This is a genomic window from Nitrosospira sp. Is2 (assembly GCF_033095785.1).
Taxonomy (GTDB): domain Bacteria; phylum Pseudomonadota; class Gammaproteobacteria; order Burkholderiales; family Nitrosomonadaceae; genus Nitrosospira.
On the sequence record NZ_CP137134.1, the window covers coordinates 830161 to 855452 of the forward strand.

Below are 25292 nucleotides of genomic sequence, written 5' to 3' on the forward strand. Positions count from 1 at the left end.
CTCTGGTGATGAAAAAAATCAAAGGAAGAGCCACATGCGCGCGCTAACCTATCACGGAGCTCATGACGTTCGGGTAGATACCGTTCCTGATCCGATACTACAGGAACGGGACGATATCATTCTCCGGATTACCGCCACGGCGATCTGCGGGTCAGACCTGCATCTGTACCGGGGCAAAATTCCGGAACTCAAGGATGGCGACATCCTAGGCCATGAATTTATGGGAGTCGTGGTTGATACCGGATCCGACGTGTCAGCGCTACAAAAAGGCGACCGGGTAGTGGTACCGTTTGTGATCGCCTGCGGAGCGTGTTTCTTCTGTGACCGGCAATTATTCGCCGCTTGCGAAACCACCAATCCAGACCGTGGCGCAATCCTCAATAAGAAGAGCGTGCGTCCCGGTGCGGCTCTTTTTGGCTACACCCATCTTTATGGAGGCGTACCTGGAGGGCAGGCCGAATATGTACGCGTTCCGAAGGCAAACATAGGGCCCATCAAGGTTGGCGATACGCTTGCTGACGAGCGTGTGCTGTTCTTGAGCGACATCCTGCCCACCGGGTATCAAGCGGTAGTGAATGCCGATGTCGGGCCGGGATCGAGCGTAGCAATCTTCGGCGCCGGTCCCGTCGGTCTGATGACGGCCGCGTGCGCGCGAATGCTGGGGGCGGAACAAATCTTTATGGTCGACCACCATCCGTACCGGCTTGAGTTTGCGCGTAAAACATATAACGTCTTCCCAATCAATTTCGACGAGGTCGATGCGGCCGAAGTTATTATCGACAATACGGCCGGCAGGGGCGTCGATGCCGCTATCGATGCGGTGGGATTCGAAGCCAAGGGGAGCGCGCTGGAAACTGTGATGACAAACCTGAAACTTGAAGGCAGCAGTGGCAAGGCGCTTCGTCAATGCATCGCAGCCGTGCGCCGCGGCGGCACTGTCAGCGTGCCGGGAGTTTATGCCGGTTTCATACACGGCTTTCTTTTTGGCGATGCCTTTGAGAAGGGGCTGGTATTCAAAATGGGACAAACCCATGTGCCGCGTTTCCTACCCGCACTTCTGAAGCATATAGAAGACGGCGAGTTACATCCGGACGCCATCATCAGCCACCGCATGCGACTCGCTGAAGCCGCAACCGGCTATCGCATGTTCGACAAAAAAGAGGATGACTGCCGCAAGATTGTGCTGACGCCCTAGAGCTTCGCAAATATGCTTTGATGCGTGCTTGTCGACGAGCGGACAGTACTGTTCCGACTTTGGGCGTTGCTCCCGTGGGATGTTCAGTACCGCCCGGGAGCCCCCTCACCCTTTCTGCCATTTAGGCCCGCTACCGTATCTCCCCGCCGAGTTACTGTCCGCCATGGATACGTCATATATTTTCCTGGTTGAATAAGATCGCCATCAGATCCCCCCTGGCTAGTCAACACTGAGCCGGTTAAAACGGGCGTAAATGTACGTTATCGCACAGTGCGAGCTCCGGAAAACCTCGATCATTGCAGCGCATTATCCACCAGGCTCTTCGCAGTCCATGGCTGCGCAGCCTTTTTCTTGGCATACCGATGAAGGCAACGTACAACGAAATTTTCTCATCCTACTGGCAGGCAGGTTATGAAGGCGCCGATCACATCAATAGCGCTGGAATGCCACTATCGATGAACGATATCACGCAGCATGCGATGCTCGCATATGACGACTATTTATTGTTAAACGATTTCGGCATCAGAACTGTGCGCGAAAGTGTCGGTTGGCGCCTGGTAGAAAAAGACGGACATTTCGATTTCTCATCCATCGAAACTCGTGCTCGCGCGGCCGACGAGCTTGGGTTGCAGGTTATCTGGACATTATGCCACTACGGCTGGCCGGATGATGTCGACGTGTACTCCCCCGCATTTATCGACCGGTTTGCCCGCTATTGTCATCGTGTGGTCAAGTATATCGAATCGCGCTCCGCACATCACGCTACCAGTATTTACTCGCCCATCAACGAGATCTCTTTTGCTAGCTGGGCCAGCGCGCAACTGCAGTTTATGTGCCTCGATCCACGCGGCGACGAAGGCATGGAAATGAAACGCCAGCTTGTGCGCGCCACATTGAAGAGCTGCGAAGTAATCTGGGAAGTCAATCCCTCCGCACGCATCTTGCATTGCGATCCGCTGATCCACGTGATCGCTCCGCATGACCGACCGGATCTCGGCGATTACGCAGCAATGCAAAGGGAATCTCAATTTGAGGCGTGGGATATGCTCAGCGGCCGCAAGGAGCCTGAGCTTGGTGGCGCCCCGCAATTCCTGGATCTCATCGGCGTGAACTATTATCACAGCAACCAGTGGCAGACCGACGGCAATACCAATCGCAGCCTATGGTGGCATCTGGGCCACCCCCACCGCGTTCCGCTGTATAGCCTGCTGACTGAAGTGTACTGCCGCTACCGCCGCCCGATGCTGCTGGCCGAAACCAGCCACGTCGGAAGTGGCCGAGGCGCGTGGATCAAGGAAGTAGCCCGCGAGGCAGTAATGGCTCAACAGCACGGTGTCGAGCTACACGGGATTTGCCTGTATCCGATAGTGGACCGGCCCGATTGGGAGGATACGCATCGGTGGCACAAGAGCGGCTTGTGGGAAGTGAACATTCATGGTGTGGAAGAAAAACCTTACCAACGTGTTCTATCGCAACCCTACGCGGCAGGGCTGCGCGACGCTCAGCGCGTGATAAAAAGCTTTTCTGATCAATATCTTAAAACTAAAGCCTCAACCACTATCCAAGGAGCCGCAATGACCACGATTATCGTTTTTTCTCACCTCCGTTGGGACTTTGTGTATCAGCGACCCCAACACCTTTTGTCACGGATGGCTGAAAACTACAAGATTCTGTTCATTGAGGAACCCGTTTTCCACGAGCACGACAGCTTCCTCGAAACCTCCACGCCCGCGCCGCACATTACGGTTCTTAAACCCCATACGCCGGTCGCCGCGCCTGGTTTCCATGACGAGCAATTGCCGCACCTGATTAAACTGATGCGGCAGTTCGTGGCGAATGACCATCCGCATATAGCGTGGTTTTATACACCGATGGCATTGCCGTTACTACATGAATTGGATCCCTCCCTGGTCGTGTACGATTGCATGGACGAACTCGCCGCGTTTAAAAACCCTCCGAAGCAGATGCTTCAGCGCGAGAATGCGTTGTTCAAAGTGGCCGACCTGGTGTTTACCGGCGGCCCGAGCCTGTATCGCGCAAAGCGGGAACGACACCACAATGTGCATTGCTTTCCCAGCAGCGTTGATCTAGTGCATTTTGAACAGGCGCTCGATCGCAGCAACATTCATCCGGTGCACGAGAATATTCCCGGCCCAAGGCTTGGCTACTATGGAGTAATTGATGAACGGGTCGATCTCGAGCTGATCGACCGACTGGCCGAGGCACACCCCCAATGGCAGATCCTGCTGGTGGGCCCAGTGGTAAAAATAGACCGGGCCGCATTGCCCAAACGTCATAATATCCATTATCTGGGCCAGCAGCCCTACAAAGCTTTACCCCAATTTCTGGCCGGCTGGAACGTGTGCCTGCTGCCGTTCGCATTGAATGAATCGACCCGCTTCATCAGTCCCACTAAAACCCTTGAGTATATGGCCGCCGAGTTACCCATTGTTAGCACGCCGATCGTTGACGTGCTGGAGTTGTATGGGGAAGTCGTGGCGATCGCGGACTCGCCGCAGGCTTTTATCAAGGCCTGTGAAAACGCGTTACTGACCACTCCGGAGGAGCACACGCGGAACGTTATCAAGATGAGGGAACTGGTATCGGAAACATCCTGGAACACCACAGCGGAAAAAATGCACGAACTGATACACCACACGCATGCACAAAAGGAAACATCGCTAAGCGCAGCACGGGCGCAGAGCAAGCCGCAACCGCTCCTGCAACGCGAAATTCAGCCGGAACCGGCGGAGAACAGGAAATGCGTGATCATCGGCGGGGGGCCGACCGGGTTGAGCGCGGCTTATCACCTCGACGAGGACACCCTCTTGCTGGACAAAAACTCGTCCGTCGGAGGCTGGTGCCGCTCGATCGAGGATAAAGGCTTCACCTTTGATCATGCGGGTCACATCATGTTTTCAAATGATCCCTATGTGCTGCAGCTCTATAAAATCCTGCTCGGCAACAATGTGCACTGGCAAAACCGCGAAGCCTGGGTATACAGCAAAGGGGTGCATACGCGCTATCCCTTCCAGGGCGCTCTGTACGGTCTGCCTCCGGACGTCATCAAGGAGTGCATCGTCGGGGCGATGGAATCACGATATGGCGCTCTGAAAAATCAGGGTTCGAAAAATGCCGCTGCCTGCCAGGGCGTGGATGGCGCAGCCGCCGTGCTTTCAGACTGCTGCGCTGACGGAACGGTGCCCGAGTCTGGCAAAACAGTTCTGCGACAGGAGATGACGAGCGCAAAAAACCGGCCCGAGAACTTCGAGGAATTCATCTACAGAATGTGGGGGGCGGGTATCGCAAAACACTTTGCGATACCCTACAACCGGAAGCTCTGGACCGTTCCCCTGACGGAAATGGAGACCTCCTGGCTGGGTGGAAGGGTGCCTTTACCGGACCTCGAAGAAATCATTGACGGCGCCCTTCAGCCAGTCGCAAAGCCGATGGGTCCCAACGCGCGCTTTGGCTATCCGTTACGAGGCGGTTTTCAAGCCATGATGTCGGGCTTTTTGCCGCATATCAAGGGAACCGTGGAACTCAGCGCCGACGTAGTAAGCGTCTCGCCCCAGAAGCATGTGGTTACGCTTGCGGATGGCCGCCAGTACCGATATGAAAATCTGATCAGTACAATGCCGTTGCCGGAATTGATCCGGCGCATGGGTGATGAAGCACCGCAGCCAATCCGACAAGCCGCCGCCGCGCTACGTCATGTATCCGTGCGTTGCGTTAACCTCGGCATCGGTCGCGAAAACATTTCGGAAAAGCACTGGATTTACTATCCGGAAGATACGATATTCCACCGCATCTTCCTTCAAGGCAACGCCAGTCCCGAGTGCAATCCGCCCGGCGGGTTCGGTCTCACCTGCGAAATATCCTACTCGCCGGCAAAACCTCTTCCATTCGATGGCCAGGAATTGATCGATCGCTGCATGGAGGATTGCATCAAGGTGGGCCTTTTGACACCCGACGACAAACTGATCACGTCCAACCTGGTCGACATGCCGTATGCGTATGTCGTATATGATCACGTCCGTAAACAGAGTGTCGAAACTGTTAAAAAATGGCTTTTGGAGCAGGATATTGTCCTGTCGGGTCGCTACAGCGAATGGGAATACTACAACTCCGACCATGCATTCCTGGCCGGGAAAAAAGCGGCGGAGATGGTCAAACAGGTTCGGCCACGCGAAAAAATGTATGTTAGCTGACTGTAAGAAGAACGGGGCGTGCTGGTGACATGATCATAGACGCCCACATCCATTGCTCCGGCAACGAAAAAGCGGACGATGTGCTGTGGGCATTGGATCAAGCAGGGGTCGATAAGGCGGTCGTCCTCGCACCTTTTTTAAGTGGCTGCTACTCAATGCACAACGGCGACTCCTTGCGATCCGCTAATCGTTACCTTGCCCGGTTCATTGGCGGTCACGACGATAGATTGATCGGATTCGCGGTAGTCAACCCGGCGCTTGACAACGCATCGATTGATTTGCGCGACGCGTATGAGCTTGGTCTGCGCGGTCTGAAAATGGTCCCGGCAGGATGGTATCCCTACGATGAATGTGCGCTTCGAATTTATGAAACCGCATCTGAACTGCGAATACCCATCCTGTTTCATAGCGGTATTTTTATTGACGGAAAATCGGGTCGTTATTGCCGCCCGGTTTTTTTTGAAGCTATTCGCAATTACCCTGACCTGCGGGTCACCCTGGCCCACCTGGGGTGGCCGTGGTCTGATGAGGCCAACGCCGTCGGTTTAATTGACCTTATCAACGGCATCGCGCCTGATAATAGCCAGTTCCGCTTCGACATTTCCTTCGGTGCGCCTCCTGCCTACCGGCTGGAAGTCCTGAAAAAAGCGATCGCCGTCCTGACACCTGGATTACTGCAATTCGGCAGTGACGTGTTTTTGCCCTGCAGCGGCAAGCTGATCAAAAGTCGAGTCGATGACGTATCAGCGTTACTGGATCAGCTCAACATCGACCAGAAAAGTCGCCAAAGAATAATGGGAGGAACAGCCGCTGCCTGGCTTGGGGTGAAGTGAGATGAAAATAATCTCCACCGGGGATCGTCCGATCAATCTTCTGCAAATTCTAGGAGCGGCGATCGTGGGCGGCATGGAAACCTACGTGTTGCGCCTCCTGCAGCGACTGCCGCGCGACAGCTTTCGTGTCACATGCCTCTGCGTCGCGGAAAGCGATATCACTAAGTCATTGCGGGAGATCGGATGCAGCGTTCACATAACTCCATTTGCCGATGATCCGGACTGGCAATCCATCCAGCTGGGCGTAAGCCTTATTCGAGCGGAGTCGATCGATGTCATTCATGCGCATCTTCCTAATGCCCATTCGCTCGCAGGTATCCTCAGCAAGCTCACTGACACACCTGCGCTAGCCACCATACACGGCCGCTATCTCAGTATCCGGGACCTGGAAGTCCATAAAATTGCGCAGACCCATATCAGCGTGGTAGCGAAAACTGCCTATTTTCACGCACTCAGTCTGGGCGTCCCCGCCAGCAAACTGCGCTTTATCCCGAATGGCGTTGATACCAGGGTTTTCCATCCCACTGCGGGGGCGATTTATCTCCATTCCATCCTGAACATCCCTCCGCACACTCCGCTCATCGGGTTCATCGGCCGGCTTTCGCCGGAAAAAGGACCGGATGTATTCGTGCACATCGCCAGCATGGTCCACAAGCAGCTAAAAAATTGCCACTTTGTTCTCGTGGGCGAAGGGTCAATGCGGACAAAACTGGCGGAAGATATTAGTAATCTCGGCTTGACCGGCGTCATCCATATGGCCGGCATTCAAAGTGATATGCCCAAAGTTTATGCCTCCCTCGACGTCGTGGTTTCGACTTCATATTCTGAAGCCATGCCTCTGGCACTAATGGAAGCGATGGCTTCGGGACTGGCAGTGGTCTCCACGAACGTCGGCGGCATCGTCGATATCGTCGAGGCCGGACGTACGGGGTTGCTGAACAAAGTGGGCGATTCGGAAGGAATGGCAGCGAACATTGTTGCTTTGATGTCCGATACCTCAGCACGGGCAGAGATGGGAAAAGCAGCTCGAAAACGGGTCAAAGAAAAATTCGAGCTCAGCCAAAGTGTTAACCAGACCGGCGAACTACTGAGTTCGCTGATTCGGACGGGATATCACAGCGAGTTGAACGTCGGACAGGCGTGATGCTCGATGTGGCGTGAATGTTCACTGAAAGAGCCGGTCGAGCTGCTCTCCCTTTGGGGTTCTCCTATGGCTCGGTGGGTACTCTTCACCTTCCGGCAACGGCTGTTTCTTGCGCGATCCATGAGCCTGGGAATACACCTTCGTAAATTCGGCTCCAAGTAAAAAGATCTGGGCAGAGTAATACACCCATACCAGCACCACCACCAGCGATCCTGCGGCGCCAAATCCAGAGCTGATGGCGCTCTTCCCGATGTAGAGACCGATGAGGAACTTCCCGATGGTAAACAGGAGTGCGGTAACCGCAGCGCCGCCCCAGACGTCCCGCCAGAGAATCCTCACGTGGGGCATAAACTTGTAAAGTACCGCAAAAACCGTTGTAGCAAGCGCAAAGCTGAAAGCAAAGTTGACCACGCCCACAATAACCTGAAGGTCGGAAAAGAATGGGCCCCACCATTTACCAAGCGCAGCCGTTGCCGCGCTGAACACGAGGGAAACCATCATCAAAAAACCGATGCCCAGTATCATGCCGAAGGATAGCAGCCGCGAACGGATCACGCCCCATACACCGCCACTTTTGTCTTTGGCGGGAACGCGCCAGATCCGGTCAAAAGCGTCCTGGAGCTCGCTCAATACTGTTGTTGCTCCGATCAGCAGCAGGACGGTCCCGATGACCGTTCCGGCTTTTCCTTCTTCAGGAGCGCTGACACTTTCGAGCAAACTCTGTACCGCGCGGGCTCCTTCGTCGCCCATCAAACCCCTCAGTTGCCCAAAAATCTCCCCGCGCACCGCTTCTTCGCCAAAGATGAGGCCTGCGGTCGAAATGACAATCAACAGCAGTGGCGCAATGGAGAACATCGTGTAATAGGCGAGCGCCGCCCCCATGCTTGGGGCGTAATCATCGAGCCAGGACGAAAAAGTTGTCTTGACCAGACTCCACACATGCGGAATTCTCATGAAGCCCTCCTTTTCCTTTTCCTTTTCCTTTTGTCCCGTCACCAAGCTGAGATACCAATATCCAGTCTGCCAACTGGCTACCCAGCCATACTGCCACCTCGTCCATCATTGTTATCGTCGGGAGAACAACGAAAAATTCCAGATAATTAGGATAGGCAATCCGGTCGCGTCGGTATTCGCGCTAATGAAAACGCGGCCGCTTTTTTTTCACACTTACTAGCAGGCTCTCCGAGTGCAAGGCTTCCTGAAGTAGGAACCGCTCCGATGGCAGCACCGGTGCTGTGCGCATTAAGAAACCATCCTAATGATTTCATCAACTTCAAAATTCAGTCGCCCGGTCCTTAGCTCGATTGCCCGCGATGGGAGAATGAAGATCTGTTAGTCATCGGGCAGTTCCAGCCCGCAGGCCGCCTTGATTAAACTCTGACAAACAGCCTGACGCTTAATACCGGCTTAAGGGGTCAGGCGGGAACCTTCCTGGGTTTCTCGCTTATCTCTGTCGACAAGGCCGCCGTCGGATTTTGCGTCCCCTTTATGATGATGGTTATGGTTACTTCGATCCGATTTTTTTCCAGCCGCGTCACTTTTGTGAGGCTCACCCTTTTTGATAACGCCATATTCCTGGCCGGTGGGCGTCTCGCCACGCTTATACTCCCCACTTGGGGCCTGGCCGGCGCCGGAATCTCCCATCGGCGCACTCTGGGCATAAACCAGGGGTGCAGCGAGAACCATGATCAATCCTGCAATGCTGAAGGTCAGCCCGACAGCGAACGAAACCGTATCCGGCACTATCTCTCTGGGTTTCGATGAAGTAGTCATAATGGCTCCTTAATCTGCGCAGCAATATCGCTGTGCAAAAACTATACGACATCGCCCTCCGTTTTTCGGTGCGCTAACGCACGGGAATGGGCTATCGAGTAATGCCTTCGGGCCCCACCGGCGTCGCGCAAGTGGTGGAAACCGGATAATGGGAACAGGAAAGGGAAAGGGGAACGCGTCGTCGAAGGTTGCAGTGAATCGTCGATGAGTCTAGAGCGCCTCCTCGGCGGGACGCTCGCAACTAATAGTCCATGTGAGACGGGAAGAGGTTACTTCACCAAGATGATTTACGGTTGAAAAGGTTTTTGCCGAGAGCAGCTTATACGGTGATCTGCATAGGTTTTTGGCATCGATATCCAGCCACTCGGAAGCCTGTTCTCTTCCGCCCAGGCTGCCGTCATAGATACTCGAAATGGAGTACGTTCCCGGGCTATTTTCCGTTTGATCCGGTTTAGATCCCAGCGGACTGCATCCCCCAATAAACATCGTTGCGAAGACGAAATAGGTAATGCTTCTAACGCATGACAAACCTTCTGCACAGAGCGCCAACCCCTGTCTCGACGGACTTCCCAAGCGATGACTTCGAGTACGCATCCCAATCTTTCGGCCGCCTCAGCCTTTAACGGTAATGCTATAAGCGCCAGTGCCTTCCGGGCTGTAATGCCTGACCTGGACAAAATAAGACCCAGGCCCGAGGTCCGCCACGATCCTGGAGTTTGTTCCCGGACCGCTATCATCATCCTGAGCCATGAGGGTATTCGGGTTGTCGGGACCATGCAATGTGACGAAGCAGTCGGTGCTTCCAGCAGTTTCAATGGTATAGCTACCGGGGCTCGCGCTTGTGAATGTGTATGTATTCCGCTGGTTTCCTGCGGTAATCGCTCCGTTTATCGCCGGACCGTTCACCTCGATGGTCGGTATATTCGGTTGAGTTCCGGAGCCGCTTACAGAAATACTGTAGTTTCCAATGGATGAACTGCTGTAGTGACGCAAGCGCACGTAATAGGTACCTGACGACAAGTCTCCAGCAATGCGGGAATTTTGCCCTGCCCCACCATCGTCGTCCTCGGTGATAAACATGTCCTCATCGTTTGGACCATACAGGCCCATCACCACGTCAGTAGTACCTTGCGTTTCCACAATGTAGCTACCTGGCGAGGCCACCTCAAAAGTAAATATATCGACCTCGCCCGGACGGCCGATCGAGGCGGAAACGGGGGCGGCATCGATGGTAAGCTGCACGTTCTCCGGCGTCGTCGGCGCCTCATTGTCGTAGGAGTAGTCGAGAGTATGATGATTGAGCACGCTTCGGGGCGTGGGCGGCGATGTTTCATTGTTCCACGGCGGCATGGGGTCATCCAGCCCGTGGCCGGCGACAACGCCCGGGGTTCCACTGGGGGGGAGATACATCCGGCCAGGATTCTCCGTTTGCCATTCAGCCCACAGCCGATCGATATTGCAGTGGTGCAGCCAGAACACGGGATCGTTGGGCGACGACATTGCCATCATGGATCCTCCGACCCACATGTGGCCCGGGTTATGAATGACTCCTTCCAGCCGGTTGCGAAAGCTTGTGTTCACGCTGCTACCGGCATTCCAGGGTGGCGAGTCGTACGGCACCACGCTTTTGGCGGCGTTGACAGCCTGCTGGGTGGGGAGAGATCCCATGGCTCCGAAAGCACGCGTAAGAAAGGGAGTGGTATCGCCCGGGTCTAGAACGGTAAGCGTCCATTCGCCGGTAGCAAAGGCGAATGGACCTGTGGTCACCTGCTGGTTGCCGCCCATGCCATTGCCGCCCATGAAATCCAAACCCCAAATTGAGGCGGTGGGTGTTCTATCGACTGTCCAGTCCCAATACGGCAGGGAAACACTCGGGTCGATTCCCTGGAGTGCGCGTTCGAACCGGCGAAGATATTCCCGGTGCCAGGGCAGGAAGGCTGGTCCTCCATGGGCGGGATCATTAGGGCCGGCGAGAAAAGCTGCCAGATGCTGGGCCACGAAAACGTCGTACGCGCCGCTTGCCTTCAGCGCTTTTACCGCGCCAACGAAGGCTGATCTTTCAGCTGGAGTCAAGCTGGACTGGTCTTTCCGGATACCCATGGTTATCTTCCTGCCTCTTGGTAATCGATGATCTTTTTGGCCAAATCCAAGGGGGACGGCTGAGGGTCGAAAGCAAAGCCCGATGCGATATATGCGCCTGCGGAATTACGCACCATGAAGACCCGTTTTCCGTCGATGGTCAGTTCATGCTCATCTGCAGTCGACCCCCGTTCTCCAGAAACTTGCGCGTCTCCGCTGCGCGCTGCCACCGCGTCCGCTCCTGATCGGAGTACGATCTCGCGCCCTTTATAATTTTCCCGTTGCTCCGCCATTTTGACCTCGCAGTGTTGAATTGCATGCTCCATTAAAACAATCCGGGATGCCTCACGGATCATCCTTCACTATAGTCTATTTCAGTATTCTTACCATCAACTGATGTGTTCGATTCCCACTTCGGCGCCGCAAAGCGAGCGACCGCCTTAACCGCGAAGAGATGCTGTGGCGCCAGACCAGGGTTGGAGTTTAGTCGGAATATTGCGCAAATGGACGAAGCGGCCAACGATCGCGGCAGTGCCACCGCTGCACGCAGCAGTTGACCGCCGCCCTCACCGCAGGAACCATCGATTTCATGCATGCCAGCCTCTTTCAATCCAGCCCCGCAATAACGTCTGTCACGTCGGTCGGAAATGTAACCTATCATGAAAAATGGGCACGGCGAAGATCAAAAGAGGGACGACAGCAGGAAGCACATGATTCCCATTCAGGAACTGCTCAATCGCATTCGCTGGGATGATACATTCGCGGAAGGCGATTTTCTCATCGGATATTACGATCGCGTCAGCGGGGAAATTATCCAGCTTCCGTTACAACACGTCCAGTTCACTCCGGGCAATCATTTTTTTTTCAGTACATTGGCCCCGATGGCGCAATTCGTGAAGTTCCCCTCCATCGGATAAGGGAAGTCTACAAGAACGGTGAACTGATCTGGCACAGAGGCGCCTAATAACGGCAGAGACAGCGCCAGAAACCTGTCGTGGCCAAACCTATCCATCAGGCGGCGCTAGCTTAAATTGCCATCTTAACAGGATGATTAAAAGCATATACCTCAAATATTGAGGCTTTAATTCAACCGCCCCCCACCTCCGTGAACCGGATTGCTCGGATGTTCAATAACTATGGCGATCCATAAAGTTATCTCGGGCGGACAAACCGGAACCGACCGGGCCGCGCTTGATTGGGCCATCGATAACGGTATTGAACATGGCGGCTGGTGCCCGGCTGGGCGGCGGGCGGAAGACGGAGAGATTCCGGAGCGATATGCCTTGCGACAAACCCCAAGGCGCAATTATCACCAACGTACCAAATGGAACGTGCGCGATAGCGATGGCACGCTGATTATTACCCCGACGCCAGAGCTCACCGGCGGCTCGCTCTGGACGCAGAAATGCGCCCGGGATTTAAGCCGGCCTTATCTGCACGTTTATCCATGTACTTCTTGGCGCGAATGGATCAGGACTTTTCTGCAAACAAATTCAATCCGGATACTGAATGTGGCAGGGTCGCGCGGTTCAAGCGCAAAAAACATAGAAGCGTTTGTTCACGACGTGTTGGACGAGGTGTTCAGTAATGCTGAACGTGACTGACTGAGAAGCACCAAAACCCTAAGCGCCGAGCATCATCAGGGTCGCGTTGCCGCCCGCAGCGGTCGTGTTTACTGTTACCACACGCTCGACCGTCAACCGATACAGCGAGAAACGTCCATCGTCCGCTAGAATCAGCGGCACCAATTGCCCATCGCGCGCGGCGAGTTCGCTTCGCAGCCGGCACGCCTCGTCCGCCGGGCCGGAGTGCAACACGGCGGCCACGGCGGGGCTGGACGCCCGAGTCCAGTCTGGGTCGATCCGAATCTCTTCGCGTGCCGCGGCGGGCAGCTTATCCAATAGCGCGGTTGTTACCGATCCGTCTGCAAGCAGCACGCGATTGCCTGTAGCAAGCGCGGCGGCAATCTGCTGAAGCAGTGTGGCCTCGTCGTTTGCTACACAGGCAACCTCCCCGCGCGGCGCGAAGGTGAGCGTGTTGCTCTCGCCCGTCGGACCATGCAGGGAGATACGGTTCACCAGCGGCGTACGGTTGGCGTAATCGATGCAAAGCTCCGCGAGCGCCGGGCGACCGGTCTGCTGCGCCCAGCCTGAAAGCGCCTGCAATGGGACAGGTGGCTCGTGCACGCGCCGGTTGCTGACGCCGATGTGGGCAAGCGATATTGGCGCTTGCCGCAACATGCGGTGCAGGTAAATCGGTCCGCCAGCCTTCGGCCCGGTGCCGGATTTAGCCTCGCCGCCAAAGGGTTGCACGCCCACCACCGCGCCGATCATATTGCGGTTAACGTAGACATTTCCCACATGCGCGTGAGCCGCGACAAAATCAATCGTTTCGTCGATCCGGCTGTGTACGCCAAGCGTAAGTCCGTATCCGGCTGCGTTGATAAGCCTCATCAGATCGTCCAACGCCTCGCGGCGGAAGCGCATCACATGGAGGATAGGGCCGAACACCTCGCGTTCCAGTTCCCCGATGTCCGCGATCTCAATCAGAGTAGGCGGTAAAAACGTACCGCTGGCACAATTCCCCGGCAACGGCAATTGGAATACCTCGTGGCCAGCCGCGCGCATCTTCGTGATATGAGCGAGCAGTGTCTTCCGCGCTTGCAAGTCAATCACTGGCCCAACGTCTGTCGCCAGACGAGCCGGGTCACCAAGCGTGAGTTCCTGCATACCGCCTTTCAGCATCGGCAGCAAACTACCGGCAATGTCTTCCTGCAGGCACAGCACGCGTAACGACGAGCAGCGCTGCCCGGCGCTGTCGAAAGCCGACACCAGCACGTCCTGCACGACCTGCTCCAGCCGTGCCGACGAATCGACCACCATGGCATTCTGACCGCCGGTCTCGGCGATCAGGGGAATTTCATCGCCATGCGAGCGCTTGGCGAGTGCGCGATGGATAAGCTGCGCAACCTCGGTGGAGCCTGTGAAGATCACCCCGCGCACGCGCGCGTCGCCGATGAGCTGCGCGCCAACCGTCTCGCCGCCCCCGGGCAGGAACTGCAATGCCGCGCGCGGGATGCCGGCCTCATGCAGTAACCTTACCGCCGCTGCCGCGATCAGCGGGGTTTGCTCGGCCGGCTTTGCAAGCACGGTGTTCCCGGCGGCAAGCGCGGCGCTCACCTCGCCTATAAAGATCGAGAGCGAAAAATTCCACGGGCTGATGCACGCCACCGGCCCAAGTGGCTTAGGCTGGTCGACATCCGCGAACTGCCTGCGCATCTGCTGCGCATAATAACGGCAGAAGTCCGCCGCCTCGCGCACCTCCGCAACTGCATTCGAAAGGGACTTACCCGCCTCGCGCACGGCCAGTCCAATCAGCACTGCGCGGTGCGCCTCAAGCAGGTCGGCGGCATGCTCAAGCAGCCCCGCGCGGAAATTCAACGGCGCTGATCCCCACTCAGGCGCGAACGCCTGCGCAGCCGCAAGGGCCGCCCCCACTTCGGCTTCGGTCGCCTCGATCACCACTCCTACCTGGTCGGTGTGGTCTGCAGGATTGATAACAGGCAGTTGCTTGCCTTCCGAGCGGCTGCAATTGCTATCAGCCAGAATTGGCGCGGCGCGCCACTCGTTTGCTTCCGCCACTGCCAATTCCGAGGCCAGCACGGAAAGCGCGTGCTCGTCGCTCAAGTCAATACCGGCCGAGTTCGTGCGCTCGGCCCCGTACAGGTCGCGCGGCAACGGAATGGCCGGGTGGGGACTCATACCCTCCTGCTCGATCCACGCGATCGGGTCAGCCACCAATTCATCCACGCTCACATTCTCGTCCACCAACCGGCTTACGAATGACGAGTTTGCGCCGTTCTCGAGCAGGCGCCGCACCAAGTAGGCAAGCAGTGTCTTGTGGCTGCCGACGGGCGCATAGACACGGCACGGCTTGGCGAGTTGATCGACGCCAATCACCTCGTCGTACAGCGTCTCGCCCATGCCGTGCAGGCATTGAAATTCGTAGTCATCGTTTCCCGCGTCCCGCGCCATCTGATACACCGCCGATAGCGTATGCGCATTGTGCGTTGCGAATTGCGGGTACACCGCATCCGGCGCACCTAGCAGCCTTTGAGCACAAACCAGATAGGCAGCGTCGGTGTGCACCTTGCGTGTATAGACCGGGTAGCCGTCAAGCCCGTCGACCTGTGCGCGCTTTATTTCCGCATCCCAGTATGCGCCCTTGACCAGCCGGACCATGATCCGGTGACCGCTGCGGCGCGCGAGGTCAATTATCCAGTCTATTACGAAGTGGCAACGCTTCTGATACGCCTGGACAACAAAGCCAATGCCATCCCATCCGGCCAGATCCAGATCAAGCGCAAGCGCTTCCAGCAAATCCAGCGAGAGGTCCAGGCGGTCGGCTTCCTCGGCGTCGATGTTCAGCCCGATGCCGTAGCGCTTCGCCAGCAGCAGCAGCGACTTCAGCCGCGGCAAAAGCTCGGCCATCACACGCTGACGCTGGGCGCGTACATAGCGAGGATGCAACGCGGAAAGCTTGACCGAGATCCCGGGTCCCGTATAGATGCCCCGCCCCCCGCTGACCTCGCCAATCGCGTGAATCGCATCTTCGTAGGATGCGTAATAACGGGAGGCATCCGCTGCGGTCAGGGCGGCCTCACCGAGCATGTCATATGAATATCGAAAACCACGCGCCTCCGGCTCGCGGCTGCGCTCGAGCGCTTCAGCGATTGTCTCGCCGGCCACAAACTGCTGACCCAGCATTCGCATTGCAAGGTCGACGCCCTTGCGGATCAGAGGTTCCCCGCCTTTTTCGATCAGACGTGTCAGCGCGGCTGTCAATCCACCCTCACCATGCGTCGACACCAGCCTGCCGGTAATCAACAGACCCCAGGACGCGGCATTCACAAACAGCGAGGGGCTGTGCCCGAGGTGCGCACGCCAGTTGCCCTTGCTGATCTTGTCGCGGATCAGATCGTCCGCGGTTTGCCAATCCGGAATGCGAAGCAGCGCCTCCGCAAGGCACATGAGCGCAATACCCTCCTGGCTGGACAGTGAAAATTCGTGCAACAACGCGTCCACCCCGAAAGATCGTGCGCGCTTTCCGCGCACGGCGGCAATCAGCTTGCGCGCCTGCTCCTGCGCATGGCAGCGGCTCTGCCACGGCCATTTCATCCAGGTCATCAACTCGCCCACGCTTTGCGCCTCATCGCGCCGGTAGGCATTGGTGATCGCAGCGCGTAATGGCGGCTGCGGAGCAAGGGGCTCGGATTGGAGCGTAACCATCATTGTAGGAAATCAGGAACGGGTGGCTGCTCTGGCAGCAGGTGTTATCAGCGAAGTTTGAAAGCCTAGCTCGCCGGTTAGTTCAGCTAATGGCCCTTTTTTCACACCCCCGATAAATCGCCGTGTCGAGTCCCTCGAGGAGCATCCTGCGGACTCCTTGTCCGCATGATGTCGCGGAACTGTAATAGGCAGGTAACAGGCCGGTTCTAGAATCCATGGACCCAGGGAAAATTGTGACCAACCAATATGGAGGTGGAAAATGACTTACGAGAATGATGCGTGGGACCTGTCAGCGGAAGAAAAGGAATTAAGAGACCAGATAAGGGCAACAGGAGATGAAGCCTGGAACGAGGAAGATGACCTGGCATTTTGGAAAATAATCAATGCGGTCGAGAACCATGACGGCGACATTGATCTGCTGTACTCCGGCACCGGCATGTATTTGCTTGGCATGACCTTTGGGTGGACAGCGCTTCGTGTCGTCCACACCAGAAAAGCCGTGCTCAACTACAAAAAAATTCTCGGTATTACCACGCACTCCCTCGCGCTCCCTCATAGCGGCTATGAGGCCGCCGCCTAAACCTTCGCGAAACCCCTCCCCAATTGCAAAATACGGGCAAAAGCTTCCGTCGCGCAAAACACGGGCCGCATAAGCGGCCCCGTCACCGATCCTCCCGCCCAACCCCAAAACCCACCTTCGCTCTGGCTCCAAATGCGGGAATAACACGTCCGCCAGCCATGAAAGACCGAAAAAAACCCTCTTTGCAGGCCTTTTCCAGGTGGACTGTACCTCAACCTCTGGTACAATTGTACTGCTGTGCTTAATTAGAGCTTGTGCACAGCTTCTCTGTAATTCCCCTCGCAGTACGAGCGCTTGTTCTACAACGCTCATCCTTTTAACTTCGCACGTCGAAATAAACTGGAGCTTTACTTATGTCTCAAGTCAACGCCTATGAGCAGTATATGCTTGAACTCATCAACGCTGATCGCGCTAAAGTTGGCGCGCAGCCTCTTGCTTCCGACAGTGACCTGAATGAGTCGGCTGAAAACCATAGTGCCTGGATGATCTCGACAGACACGTTCTCCCACACTGGCGCAGGCGGATCCGATCCCGGCGCCCGCATCAAGGCCGCTGGGTACTCCCCTAGCGGCTGGGCTGAAAATATCGCCTGGATGAGCACCCGTTCGCCCGCGGGCCTGCAAAATGAAGTGGAGCAATTACACACTAACCTGATGAATTCGCCCGGACATCGTGCCAACCTGTTGAATGATAGCTACCGCGAAATAGGGGTAGGGTTCGAGGTTGGACAATACCGTACCTACGAGGCCGCGTTCGTTACGCAAAACTTCGGCCGTAGCGGATCGAATTCTTTTGTGACAGGCGTTGCCATTGGCGATGCGGATGGTGACAAGCGGTACGACATCGGTGAAGGGCTGGGAAATATCACGGTCAGCGCAAAAAATATGGCGACCAACGCCGTCACGACGACCACCACGAATGGCGCGGGGGGCTATGAACTGTCCCTCGCGGCCGGAAGCTACACGGTCAATTTTTCTGGCAGTGGAGTTGCCACCACCAAACAGGTCAGTCTTGGCAGCAAGAATATCAAGCTGGATCTCGTCAATTCCGGGAGCGGCAGCGGCACACCAACCACGCCCGACGAGCCAACGACCCCAACAACTCCTACAACTCCTACAACCCCAACAACGCCAACGATACCCGGGTCCAGCACAATCTCCGGTACGGCAGGACGCGACACTCTGGATGGGACCTCCGCTAACGACGTGATCGTGGGCCTCGAGGGCAGCGACAGGCTCTACGGTAAAGCCGGAGACGACAAACTCGACGGCGGTAGCGGGCGTGACAGGCTGTATGGCGATTCCGGCAACGACAGCATCAATGGTGGCAGCGGCAACGATGCACTGTGGGGTAACGCGGGGACAGACACCTTGACCGGTGGAACGGGTCAAGATGCGTTCGTGTTCAATGCCTCCTTCGTCGGAGCAGTAGACACGATTACGGACTATTCAACGAGTGAGGACATGATCTACCTAGAGAATGGCATCTTTACCAGTCTGCGCGGCGGTGACCTGAGTGCATCAGCCTTTCATATTGGTACTGCAGCGCATGACGCCACGGATCGGATAATATACGACGCGGATACCGGCGGACTGTATTACGATGCCGACGGCACAGGTGGCGCGGCCGCCCAGCAGTTCGCCCAACTGACGGCTGAAATTAATCTTAGCGACGCGGATTTCTACGTTATCTGATCAAAGTGGAACTGGAGGTTTGAGTAATCCACCAAACGGTTCCCTACGACAGTAACGCCGCCAGTCTGCCCGGGAAAACGCCGGGGCGAGATGAAGTTTGCGATCTTCGCTCCGGCCATTCCAAATTAAAAACCACCCTCGGGTGGTTTTTTTGTGCACAAGGGAAAACATTACGGCGCGACGCCCACAGATAGCATCCGGCCACTGGAGCTCGCCCCGGCCACATCGAGAATAGGGTGGCAAGTCGACACAACCTCCGCTGAAATTGGGCATACGGTAGAGCAGCGGAAGTAGGCGAGATGGGAACGAACGCTGGCTAGTCCGGTTCCATCTCATCTTTGCGTACCCACACCCCCTCTCGCACCGCAGCAGCTCGCTGCCACTCCGCACGTATTGACCAATCCGAAAGGCGACGTTATTGAAATAACAGGTTCCCACCTCTAGCTCGAGTTCAGGCGCAGCCTCGTACTCGTCAAGGAAAGGTGAGTTAGAGGAAGAGGAAGAAGACGACGAAGATGAGGAAGACGAAGAGGTATGGGCGGGTGTGTGACAGCCCCTTCCTGCCGCTGAGATGCAACGGCAGCTCGCTACCGTTGCATTTTGTTTTCCTCTAATTTTATTACTTCGCGGATATCTTTCTGCGAGGCGCTACCGCTCCCAGCAGACCCAAACCCGCCACCAACATGGCGTAGGTTTCCGGCTCAGGCACGGCGGAGATCATGACGGTGCTGTCCGCCAGGCTATCCGGGTGCTGGACATTCACATACGCGACATTGGAATTGAATTTGTCGAAATAAAGACCCGTGGGTTCGGCCCCAATCGTGGACATGGAGGCCCAACGTCCCAAGGAGTCGGCCACGCCATCGTTCCCGGTATCGCGGGCAAACCAGATGTCAGCGACTCCACCGGGCTGGTCCTCGACAATATAGATATTGCCAGCGCCATCTATTGCCAAGTTATCCGGGCTGGTCAGCGTCGTGCCGACTGCCACGCCCGTAGCCTCATCGGTCGTGCCGCGACTCGCGAACAGGTTCACCTGGTTGGAAGCCAAATTGATGGAGTAGATCTCATTCGTCGTGGTGGTCGCGACAAATATCATTTGATCCCCATTGGCCAGGGTTTTGATCTCCATATCCTCGGGCCGCTGGTAGTCGGTTCCCTTCACCGCGTCGGCTGTTAACCGCCCATCAATGCTGCCGTCGGCGTTGATGACGGATACCCCGGCAAGGGCTCCGCCAGAGGTATTGGTTATCGGCGCCCAAGTGACTGCACCTACAGCGTTGGCATTACCACCGCCATTGACCAGCATGGCGAACGTCTGTCCGGCCGCAAAGTAGTCGTTACCGCTGGTGGCATTCGGATTAGCAGAGACGTATTTGTAGATACTGCCGCCATTCAGCTCATCGATGAAGTAGAGGCTGTTGTTCTTGTCGAAAACCAGGCCTTCATGCGATACATGCGGCAGGATGGATCGGCTTACAAAATTCGCGTCGCTCGTGCCGGTCGCGGTCACGGGGTTGGTCACTTCAAACAGACGACCCTTTGTGCTACCGCCCCCCCAGGATTCTTCGGCGGTCAAGAGCCCGCCCCAAGGCGCCCAGCGGGAGGCGTCACCTGAAACAAAGCCCTGCGTGCCCGGCGCAACGATGGTCTTCGTTAGCCCTGTCATTAAATCGATACGATGCACCCCGGCCATCGAGGTTTCAAATGGGCTAAAGAGGTAACGGCCGGCGTTAGGGCCAGTTTCATTCGCGGTGATCATATCCCAGCTACCCGTGTTGGCTTCGCCGAGGCCAAGCTGGGTGGTGCGATCGGCGATACGGACCTGCGAGAAATTAGGCGCGGATAACTGGAACGGGGCCGACTCTGGCAATGAGCCCGGCGGCACACTGCTCGCTAACGGAGTGAAATTGTCGAAAGAAGTCGGCGCGGCCGTGCCTTCCGTGGCTTGCATCATCCCGGCCATAACCACAAGTGCTCCTGGAACAAGAATGCTCGTTTTTTTACGTTTAAACATGGTAACTCCCCAATTGAGTTAAGAAATAGCTTTGGTCACGTACCCCAACCGCTGTGCGGCTGTTTGCGGCTTTTCCGGCTTGTTGTGGCTATCTGAGCATATTTTGAAGAAAACGCGCCATGCCGATTTCCTGCACCACCGTGAGCCGGGTTGCTTAGACTTGCGGGTACGGGGAAAAATATAACTCGTGGATATGACGACAGAGGCTTCGCGGATCAACGCTGCCATAGGCCATTTGGTACAGGTAGCGGTCCAGCTGTCAGCCTATGCTGTGAATCAAGGCGCGACGAGGTATGAGAGGCCGGCTTTATCGGGCTTTCCCCTGATGCTCGCCCGACGCGACCAGCAACTTGCCGTAGGCACTCTCCTCGTCTAGACTGAAATGTCATGGCTAAAGATGGAATCATGGATCTCATCAGACTACCCCAGACCGAACCCAGCCCGGGCCAGCCTTTGGAACGGCTGCTCGCCCAGCGCCGTTGTGAGCGAAAATATGCGCGTCGCTCAGTAACCCTGGCCAACGCGACTAGTCTGCTATGGGCGGCGCAGGGCGTTAGCAACGCGGATGATTTGCGCACTGCCCCGTCGGCCGGAGCACTCCATCCCATGGAAATTTACCTGGCGGCGGGCGACGTGAACGAACTTCTACCCGGCATCTACCGCTATCTGCCCATTGACGGCGCAATAAGAAGCGTGGCGGAGGGCGACCGCAGGGCCGCGCTGGCTGCTGGGGCCCTGGGCCAGGCCTGGCTGGGAGATGCAGCCCTGATCCTCATCATCGCCGCCAACTACGAGCACAGCACCTGGAAACATGGCCGTCGCGGCATCAGGTATGTGCACATGGAGGCGGGGCATGTGGCCCAAAACGTCCTGCTCATGGCGGCCACCCTGGATCTCCGCGCGGCTGTGGTAGGAGCCTTCGACGACAAGCGCGTGGCCTCGGTTACAGAACTTGCCGGGGATCAAACACCCCTTTATCTCTTGCCGGTGGGTTATCCGCGTAACTGACGAGTTTGCATTGCTTTGGTGCAAAGGACCCTGCCGTGCCTCAACCCCTGGTGGGAGTGCTACCGAGGAGTTAGGCGCTAGAGATGCGGAAGCCAGCGGCAGCGGCCAGCGCCGCGCCAGCGATCATGGAGCAGCCTCTAACGCCGCCGTCTTTGACGACTGGAGAGACAAATATGAAGACGGCAGAGTTGCTGACGCAGCGTTTGGGGCTCGTCTATCGGTGGTACCAAGGCATGGTCAATCCGGATACCGCGATGTTTGAGTATCTCTACCTCCCCCAGGCCAACGACTTCGTCCGCGAGAAATCCCCCATCCGGGACATTGCCACTGTGTGGGATGTGGAAGTGCTCAGCGATTTCCTGAACAGGCATGAACTTCGACCACTGATCGAGAAGTCGCTGCGGCACTACGGTGATTACCTCGTGGAACGCGGCGAGTACCTGATCCTCGACCCCCGCGGCCTGGAGGAGCCTTCGTGCATCGCCCACAGCGCCTTCATGATCCTGGCGCTGCTGCATCCCCCGTCGCCGCGCAGGACCCAGAAAGTCGCCGCCCTCGCCGGGGGAATACTCCGGCAGCAGAGGCCGAACGGCTCGTATAAAGTGTACTTCCGCGACCTGCCCGACCATGGAGAGGAACTGTACGCCGGCGAGGCCATGCTCGCTCTTCTCGAAACCTACCGGCAGTTACAGGACCCTCGGTACCTCCAAAGCGTGGAACGCGCCTTTTCCTATTATGATGCGCATTACTTCGGACGCGCGCTCGTAACGGAGGACATGCTGGTCTTCTTCGCCAACTGGCAATCCCAGGCCTGCCGCCTCTTGTTCGAGTGTACTCAGAGCGCTGGTATCAAACGGGACGTTGCCGACTACGTCTGCCGCATGCACGACCAGATCATCAAGCGGGGCTTCTACGAAAACGTCGAGCGCGACCCAGCCGCGCAAGTATCGGTGGAAGTGGCCTGCGCGCTGGAGGGCCTCAACGACACCTATGCGTTCACCCGCACCTCAAATGATGAGCGCGCCGAACGCTACCGGCAGTGCATCTGCACCGGTCTGGCATACCTGCTCAGGCTGCAATGCACCCACGACGGCACGGAAAGAGAACGGGGCGGCTTCGGCCTCACGTTACATAATCGCACGCAGCGGATCGACATCACCGGCCATGCCGCGAGCGCCTTCCTGAAGAGCATGGAGAACGGGATCGAATGCGCGCTGCCAGCCCCCTGAACATTCCCATTCATTCACCTTCGCATCGACATTCCTGATGTTTCACCCGAATTTATTCGTCGCTCATTCTGAGCATCCAGTGCTACCATTTCGAAGTTTGGATACATTCACAAATCCTGCCGAAACCCCGACAGTAACTTTCCTTTACCCCTACATTTAGCAACACGTGACAGTACAGACAAACACGCCCAGTGGGGAAACTTCACCCATCCGGCTAGTGATTCACGGCGGCGCCGGCACTATCACGCGCGCCCGGCTGAAAGCGGAACGCGAACAGGCTTATACGCAGGTACTTGAGCAGTCGCTGACCGCTGGCTATTCAGTGCTTGCAGCGGGCGGCAGCAGCATCGATGCCGTGATTGCAGCGCTCGTTGTGATGGAAGATTCGCCTTTATTCAATGCCGGCAAGGGCGCGGTATTCAGTAATGCCGGCCGCATCGAACTGGACGCATCAATCATGGACGGCTCCACGCTCATGGCCGGTTCGGTTGCCGGGGTCACGGCGGTACGCAACCCCATCCGTGCCGCCCACGCCGTGATGACGCAAAGCCCGCACGTGATGCTGATAGGCCACGGTGCAGACGCCTTCGCTGCCGAGAAAGGGCTAGAGATCGTCGATCCTTCCTATTTTCACACCGAGTTCCGCTGGAATCAGTTGCAAAAAGCCATTGCCCAGGAACGCCTCCTCCAAGACCATGACGCGCTTTCGGACACGCCGCGGCCCGGCGCGGACGAAAAGACGGATAAAAAGCGCGGAACAGTGGGTGCCGTGGCGCTGGATCGCCGGGGAAATCTCGCGGCCGGCACCTCGACCGGCGGGCTCACGAACAAGCGCTTCGGACGGGTAGGAGACTCGCCGATCATCGGCGCCGGAACCTATGCGGACAATCGCTCGGTTGCGTTATCCGCCACCGGCAGCGGAGAAATGTTCATCCGTACCTGTGCGGCCTTCAACACAGCGGCACAGGTGCGGCTGCTACACCTTCCGATCATCGAGGCGGCGGATAACGCGCTAGCGGAAGTCGCCGCTATTGGCGGCGATGGCGGTTTGATCGTGCTAGACCCAAAAGGCAATTATGCGATGCGTTTCAACACCCGCGGCATGTTTCGGGGCACTATTGGCGACGACGGGGTTGCTCGGGTGGGAATTTTTTCATGAGTTACCACCCAGGGGAGCAAGCACAGTTGAGAGCAGCAATTCCGAGAAAAAAGCGAGTACTCCTTCGGCTCCTCTGTTCTCGGTCGCCCGAATCCGCCCTTCGGTACTGTTGCGGCATGGCATAACGAGCAACATATGTCGGCCCACCGCATCCAAGCGATTGTGCCGAGGGGGATCAGCCGATTTGGCTGAAGCCTTCGTCAAGACCTTCAGACGAAAACGTGTATGTGCATGATGCAAAAACCCTTATGTCACAGCTTGCTCACTGGTTCGAGGATTACAACGAACACCAGCCTCCAAGGGGTTAAAGATGAATTCCCACGGCAATTCATCCGCAACCGTTACTACCCGCATCCCATCCGGTTAATAGGGGTAACCAAGCGGCGGAATTGAACCCCACCCCTTGGCTCGATGAAGTCGACTTATTTCTTAAGTTTCATGGTCACGCCGCTGGGGCCAAGAGTGAATTGTACGCCCTTTGTGTTAGAGACCAAATCCACTCTCACCCCGTTCTGATTCTGCATCGTGGAGGCAGCACCTCCGCCCCCTGCCGTCACCCCGGCACCAATGGCCGTGTAACTGCCGTTGAAGTCGTCAAGGCTCTTCAGGTGATATACCTTGCCAGTGGCCTCGATCTTGCTCATGCCCACGTCACCGACCGAGAGTCCGTCAACTTCGATTGGGTAAGTCTTCCCTTTGTACGTGAGCGTCCCGCTGCCCCAGCTAACCCCTACGCCGATTGAGGCCGATCCCGCACTCAATTTTATCGTTGCGTCCGGGGTCTTCGTCTCCTCAGCCTGCGCCGCGGTCAGCCCTAGGCTCAACAATGCTACCGCCAGAAATTTAAGCCCCACGATTCGTTTCATTATCATTTGACCACTCCTTTTTTCAAAACTTTAGATGGTGCGATGCCTTGCATGAGGCTCCTCACCAAAAAAGCCTCCCTTTCTTTATAGGTCGTTATCAGAACAAGTTCAAATCGAATCGAATTTGATATATCGGTAATGAATGAGCGACCGTAGAAATGAATTGAGTGATTTTTTCCCCGCTTACCTATTCTGCGATTAAACCGCGTTGACGAG

20 protein-coding genes and 2 pseudogenes are annotated in these 25292 nt (G+C 56.6%); 14 read left to right on the plus strand and 8 right to left on the minus strand.

The window, feature by feature from the left end; genetic code table 11:
* The first annotated feature begins 34 nt into the window (after window positions 1-34).
* The 4 genes from R5L00_RS03775 to R5L00_RS03790 all read left to right on the plus strand — a co-directional run bounded on the left by R5L00_RS03775 (window position 35) and on the right by R5L00_RS03790 (window position 7383).
* Complete coding sequence (locus tag R5L00_RS03775) at window positions 35-1195, plus strand: zinc-dependent alcohol dehydrogenase (protein ID WP_317653424.1); 1161 nt, start codon at window positions 35-37, stop codon at window positions 1193-1195.
* 296 nt (window positions 1196-1491) lie between these two features.
* Entirely contained in the window at window positions 1492-5406 is a 3915-nt protein-coding gene (locus R5L00_RS03780) for an NAD(P)-binding protein (RefSeq protein WP_317653425.1), read from the plus strand.
* A gap of 29 nt (window positions 5407-5435) precedes the next feature.
* Window positions 5436-6239, plus strand: coding sequence for an amidohydrolase family protein (locus R5L00_RS03785; protein WP_317653426.1), 804 nt, complete (start codon window positions 5436-5438; stop codon window positions 6237-6239).
* 1 nt (window position 6240) lies between these two features.
* Window positions 6241-7383: a glycosyltransferase family 4 protein gene (locus tag R5L00_RS03790; protein ID WP_317653427.1), complete on the plus strand. Its 1143-nt coding sequence runs from the start codon at window positions 6241-6243 to the stop codon at window positions 7381-7383.
* A gap of 21 nt (window positions 7384-7404) precedes the next feature.
* Here the strand turns inward: R5L00_RS03790 and R5L00_RS03795 are convergent, their stop codons facing one another.
* The 5 genes from R5L00_RS03795 to R5L00_RS03815 all read right to left on the minus strand — a co-directional run bounded on the left by R5L00_RS03795 (window position 7405) and on the right by R5L00_RS03815 (window position 11830).
* The gene (locus R5L00_RS03795; protein ID WP_317653429.1) at window positions 7405-8337 is read right to left on the minus strand and encodes a YihY/virulence factor BrkB family protein; all 933 of its coding nucleotides are present in this window, start codon (window positions 8335-8337) and stop codon (window positions 7405-7407) included.
* 453 nt (window positions 8338-8790) lie between these two features.
* On the minus strand, window positions 8791-9156 hold the full coding sequence (locus tag R5L00_RS03800) for a hypothetical protein (RefSeq protein WP_317653430.1): 366 nt from the start codon (window positions 9154-9156) through the stop codon (window positions 8791-8793).
* Between the two features lie 612 nt (window positions 9157-9768).
* Window positions 9769-11256 (minus strand): tyrosinase family protein, encoded by a 1488-nt coding sequence (locus R5L00_RS03805; protein WP_317653431.1) that lies wholly within the window; start codon window positions 11254-11256, stop codon window positions 9769-9771.
* 2 nt (window positions 11257-11258) lie between these two features.
* Window positions 11259-11561 carry a hypothetical protein gene (locus tag R5L00_RS03810; RefSeq protein ID WP_317653432.1) on the minus strand — a complete coding sequence of 101 codons (303 nt, stop codon included), beginning with the start codon at window positions 11559-11561 and terminating at the stop codon, window positions 11259-11261.
* Window positions 11562-11587: 26 nt separating this feature from the next.
* The gene (locus R5L00_RS03815) at window positions 11588-11830 is read right to left on the minus strand and encodes an RNA 3'-terminal phosphate cyclase (RefSeq protein WP_317653433.1); all 243 of its coding nucleotides are present in this window, start codon (window positions 11828-11830) and stop codon (window positions 11588-11590) included.
* Between the two features lie 115 nt (window positions 11831-11945).
* Here R5L00_RS03815 and R5L00_RS15800 point away from each other — a divergent pair.
* The 3 genes and pseudogenes from R5L00_RS15800 to R5L00_RS03830 form a co-directional block, all read left to right on the plus strand.
* Window positions 11946-12011 (plus strand): annotated as a pseudogene (locus R5L00_RS15800) (DUF504 domain-containing protein); the annotation flags it as partial.
* A 95-nt stretch (window positions 12012-12106) separates the two neighbouring features.
* Complete coding sequence (locus tag R5L00_RS03825; RefSeq protein ID WP_411555602.1) at window positions 12107-12199, plus strand: RNA repair domain-containing protein; 93 nt, start codon at window positions 12107-12109, stop codon at window positions 12197-12199.
* A gap of 172 nt (window positions 12200-12371) precedes the next feature.
* Window positions 12372-12839: a putative molybdenum carrier protein gene (locus R5L00_RS03830; RefSeq protein WP_317653435.1), complete on the plus strand. Its 468-nt coding sequence runs from the start codon at window positions 12372-12374 to the stop codon at window positions 12837-12839.
* 18 nt (window positions 12840-12857) lie between these two features.
* On the opposite strand, the gene putA is transcribed toward R5L00_RS03830, so the two are convergent.
* Window positions 12858-16526, minus strand: a complete 3669-nt coding sequence (gene putA / locus R5L00_RS03835) for a trifunctional transcriptional regulator/proline dehydrogenase/L-glutamate gamma-semialdehyde dehydrogenase (RefSeq protein WP_317653436.1) — start codon at window positions 16524-16526, stop codon at window positions 12858-12860.
* 256 nt (window positions 16527-16782) lie between these two features.
* Here putA and R5L00_RS03840 point away from each other — a divergent pair, with 256 nt between their 5' ends.
* Together R5L00_RS03840 and R5L00_RS03845 are read left to right on the plus strand one after the other, a co-directional pair.
* Window positions 16783-17103: a hypothetical protein gene (locus tag R5L00_RS03840; protein WP_317653438.1), complete on the plus strand. Its 321-nt coding sequence runs from the start codon at window positions 16783-16785 to the stop codon at window positions 17101-17103.
* A gap of 353 nt (window positions 17104-17456) precedes the next feature.
* Window positions 17457-18797, plus strand: coding sequence for a CAP domain-containing protein (locus R5L00_RS03845; RefSeq protein ID WP_317653440.1), 1341 nt, complete (start codon window positions 17457-17459; stop codon window positions 18795-18797).
* Window positions 18798-19416: 619 nt separating this feature from the next.
* On the opposite strand, the gene R5L00_RS03850 is transcribed toward R5L00_RS03845, so the two are convergent.
* Window positions 19417-20814 carry an alkaline phosphatase PhoX gene (locus R5L00_RS03850; protein WP_317653442.1) on the minus strand — a complete coding sequence of 466 codons (1398 nt, stop codon included), beginning with the start codon at window positions 20812-20814 and terminating at the stop codon, window positions 19417-19419.
* A 187-nt stretch (window positions 20815-21001) separates the two neighbouring features.
* On the opposite strand from R5L00_RS03850, the gene R5L00_RS03855 reads away from it, so the two are divergent.
* The 5 genes and pseudogenes from R5L00_RS03855 to R5L00_RS15805 all read left to right on the plus strand — a co-directional run.
* The gene (locus R5L00_RS03855; RefSeq protein ID WP_317653443.1) at window positions 21002-21190 is read left to right on the plus strand and encodes a hypothetical protein; all 189 of its coding nucleotides are present in this window, start codon (window positions 21002-21004) and stop codon (window positions 21188-21190) included.
* Between the two features lie 11 nt (window positions 21191-21201).
* Window positions 21202-21822 carry a SagB/ThcOx family dehydrogenase gene (locus R5L00_RS03860; protein ID WP_317653444.1) on the plus strand — a complete coding sequence of 207 codons (621 nt, stop codon included), beginning with the start codon at window positions 21202-21204 and terminating at the stop codon, window positions 21820-21822.
* 173 nt (window positions 21823-21995) lie between these two features.
* Window positions 21996-23051 carry a hypothetical protein gene (locus R5L00_RS03865; RefSeq protein WP_317653446.1) on the plus strand — a complete coding sequence of 352 codons (1056 nt, stop codon included), beginning with the start codon at window positions 21996-21998 and terminating at the stop codon, window positions 23049-23051.
* Window positions 23052-23217: 166 nt separating this feature from the next.
* A complete protein-coding gene (locus tag R5L00_RS03870; protein WP_317653447.1) occupies window positions 23218-24210 on the plus strand; it encodes an isoaspartyl peptidase/L-asparaginase in 993 nt (330 codons plus the stop codon).
* A gap of 175 nt (window positions 24211-24385) precedes the next feature.
* Window positions 24386-24575: pseudogene (locus tag R5L00_RS15805) on the plus strand (IS3 family transposase); the annotation flags it as partial.
* A 57-nt stretch (window positions 24576-24632) separates the two neighbouring features.
* Here R5L00_RS15805 and R5L00_RS03875 read toward each other — a convergent pair.
* Window positions 24633-25082 carry a hypothetical protein gene (locus tag R5L00_RS03875; protein WP_317653449.1) on the minus strand — a complete coding sequence of 150 codons (450 nt, stop codon included), beginning with the start codon at window positions 25080-25082 and terminating at the stop codon, window positions 24633-24635.
* Between the last annotated feature and the right edge of the window lie 210 nt (window positions 25083-25292).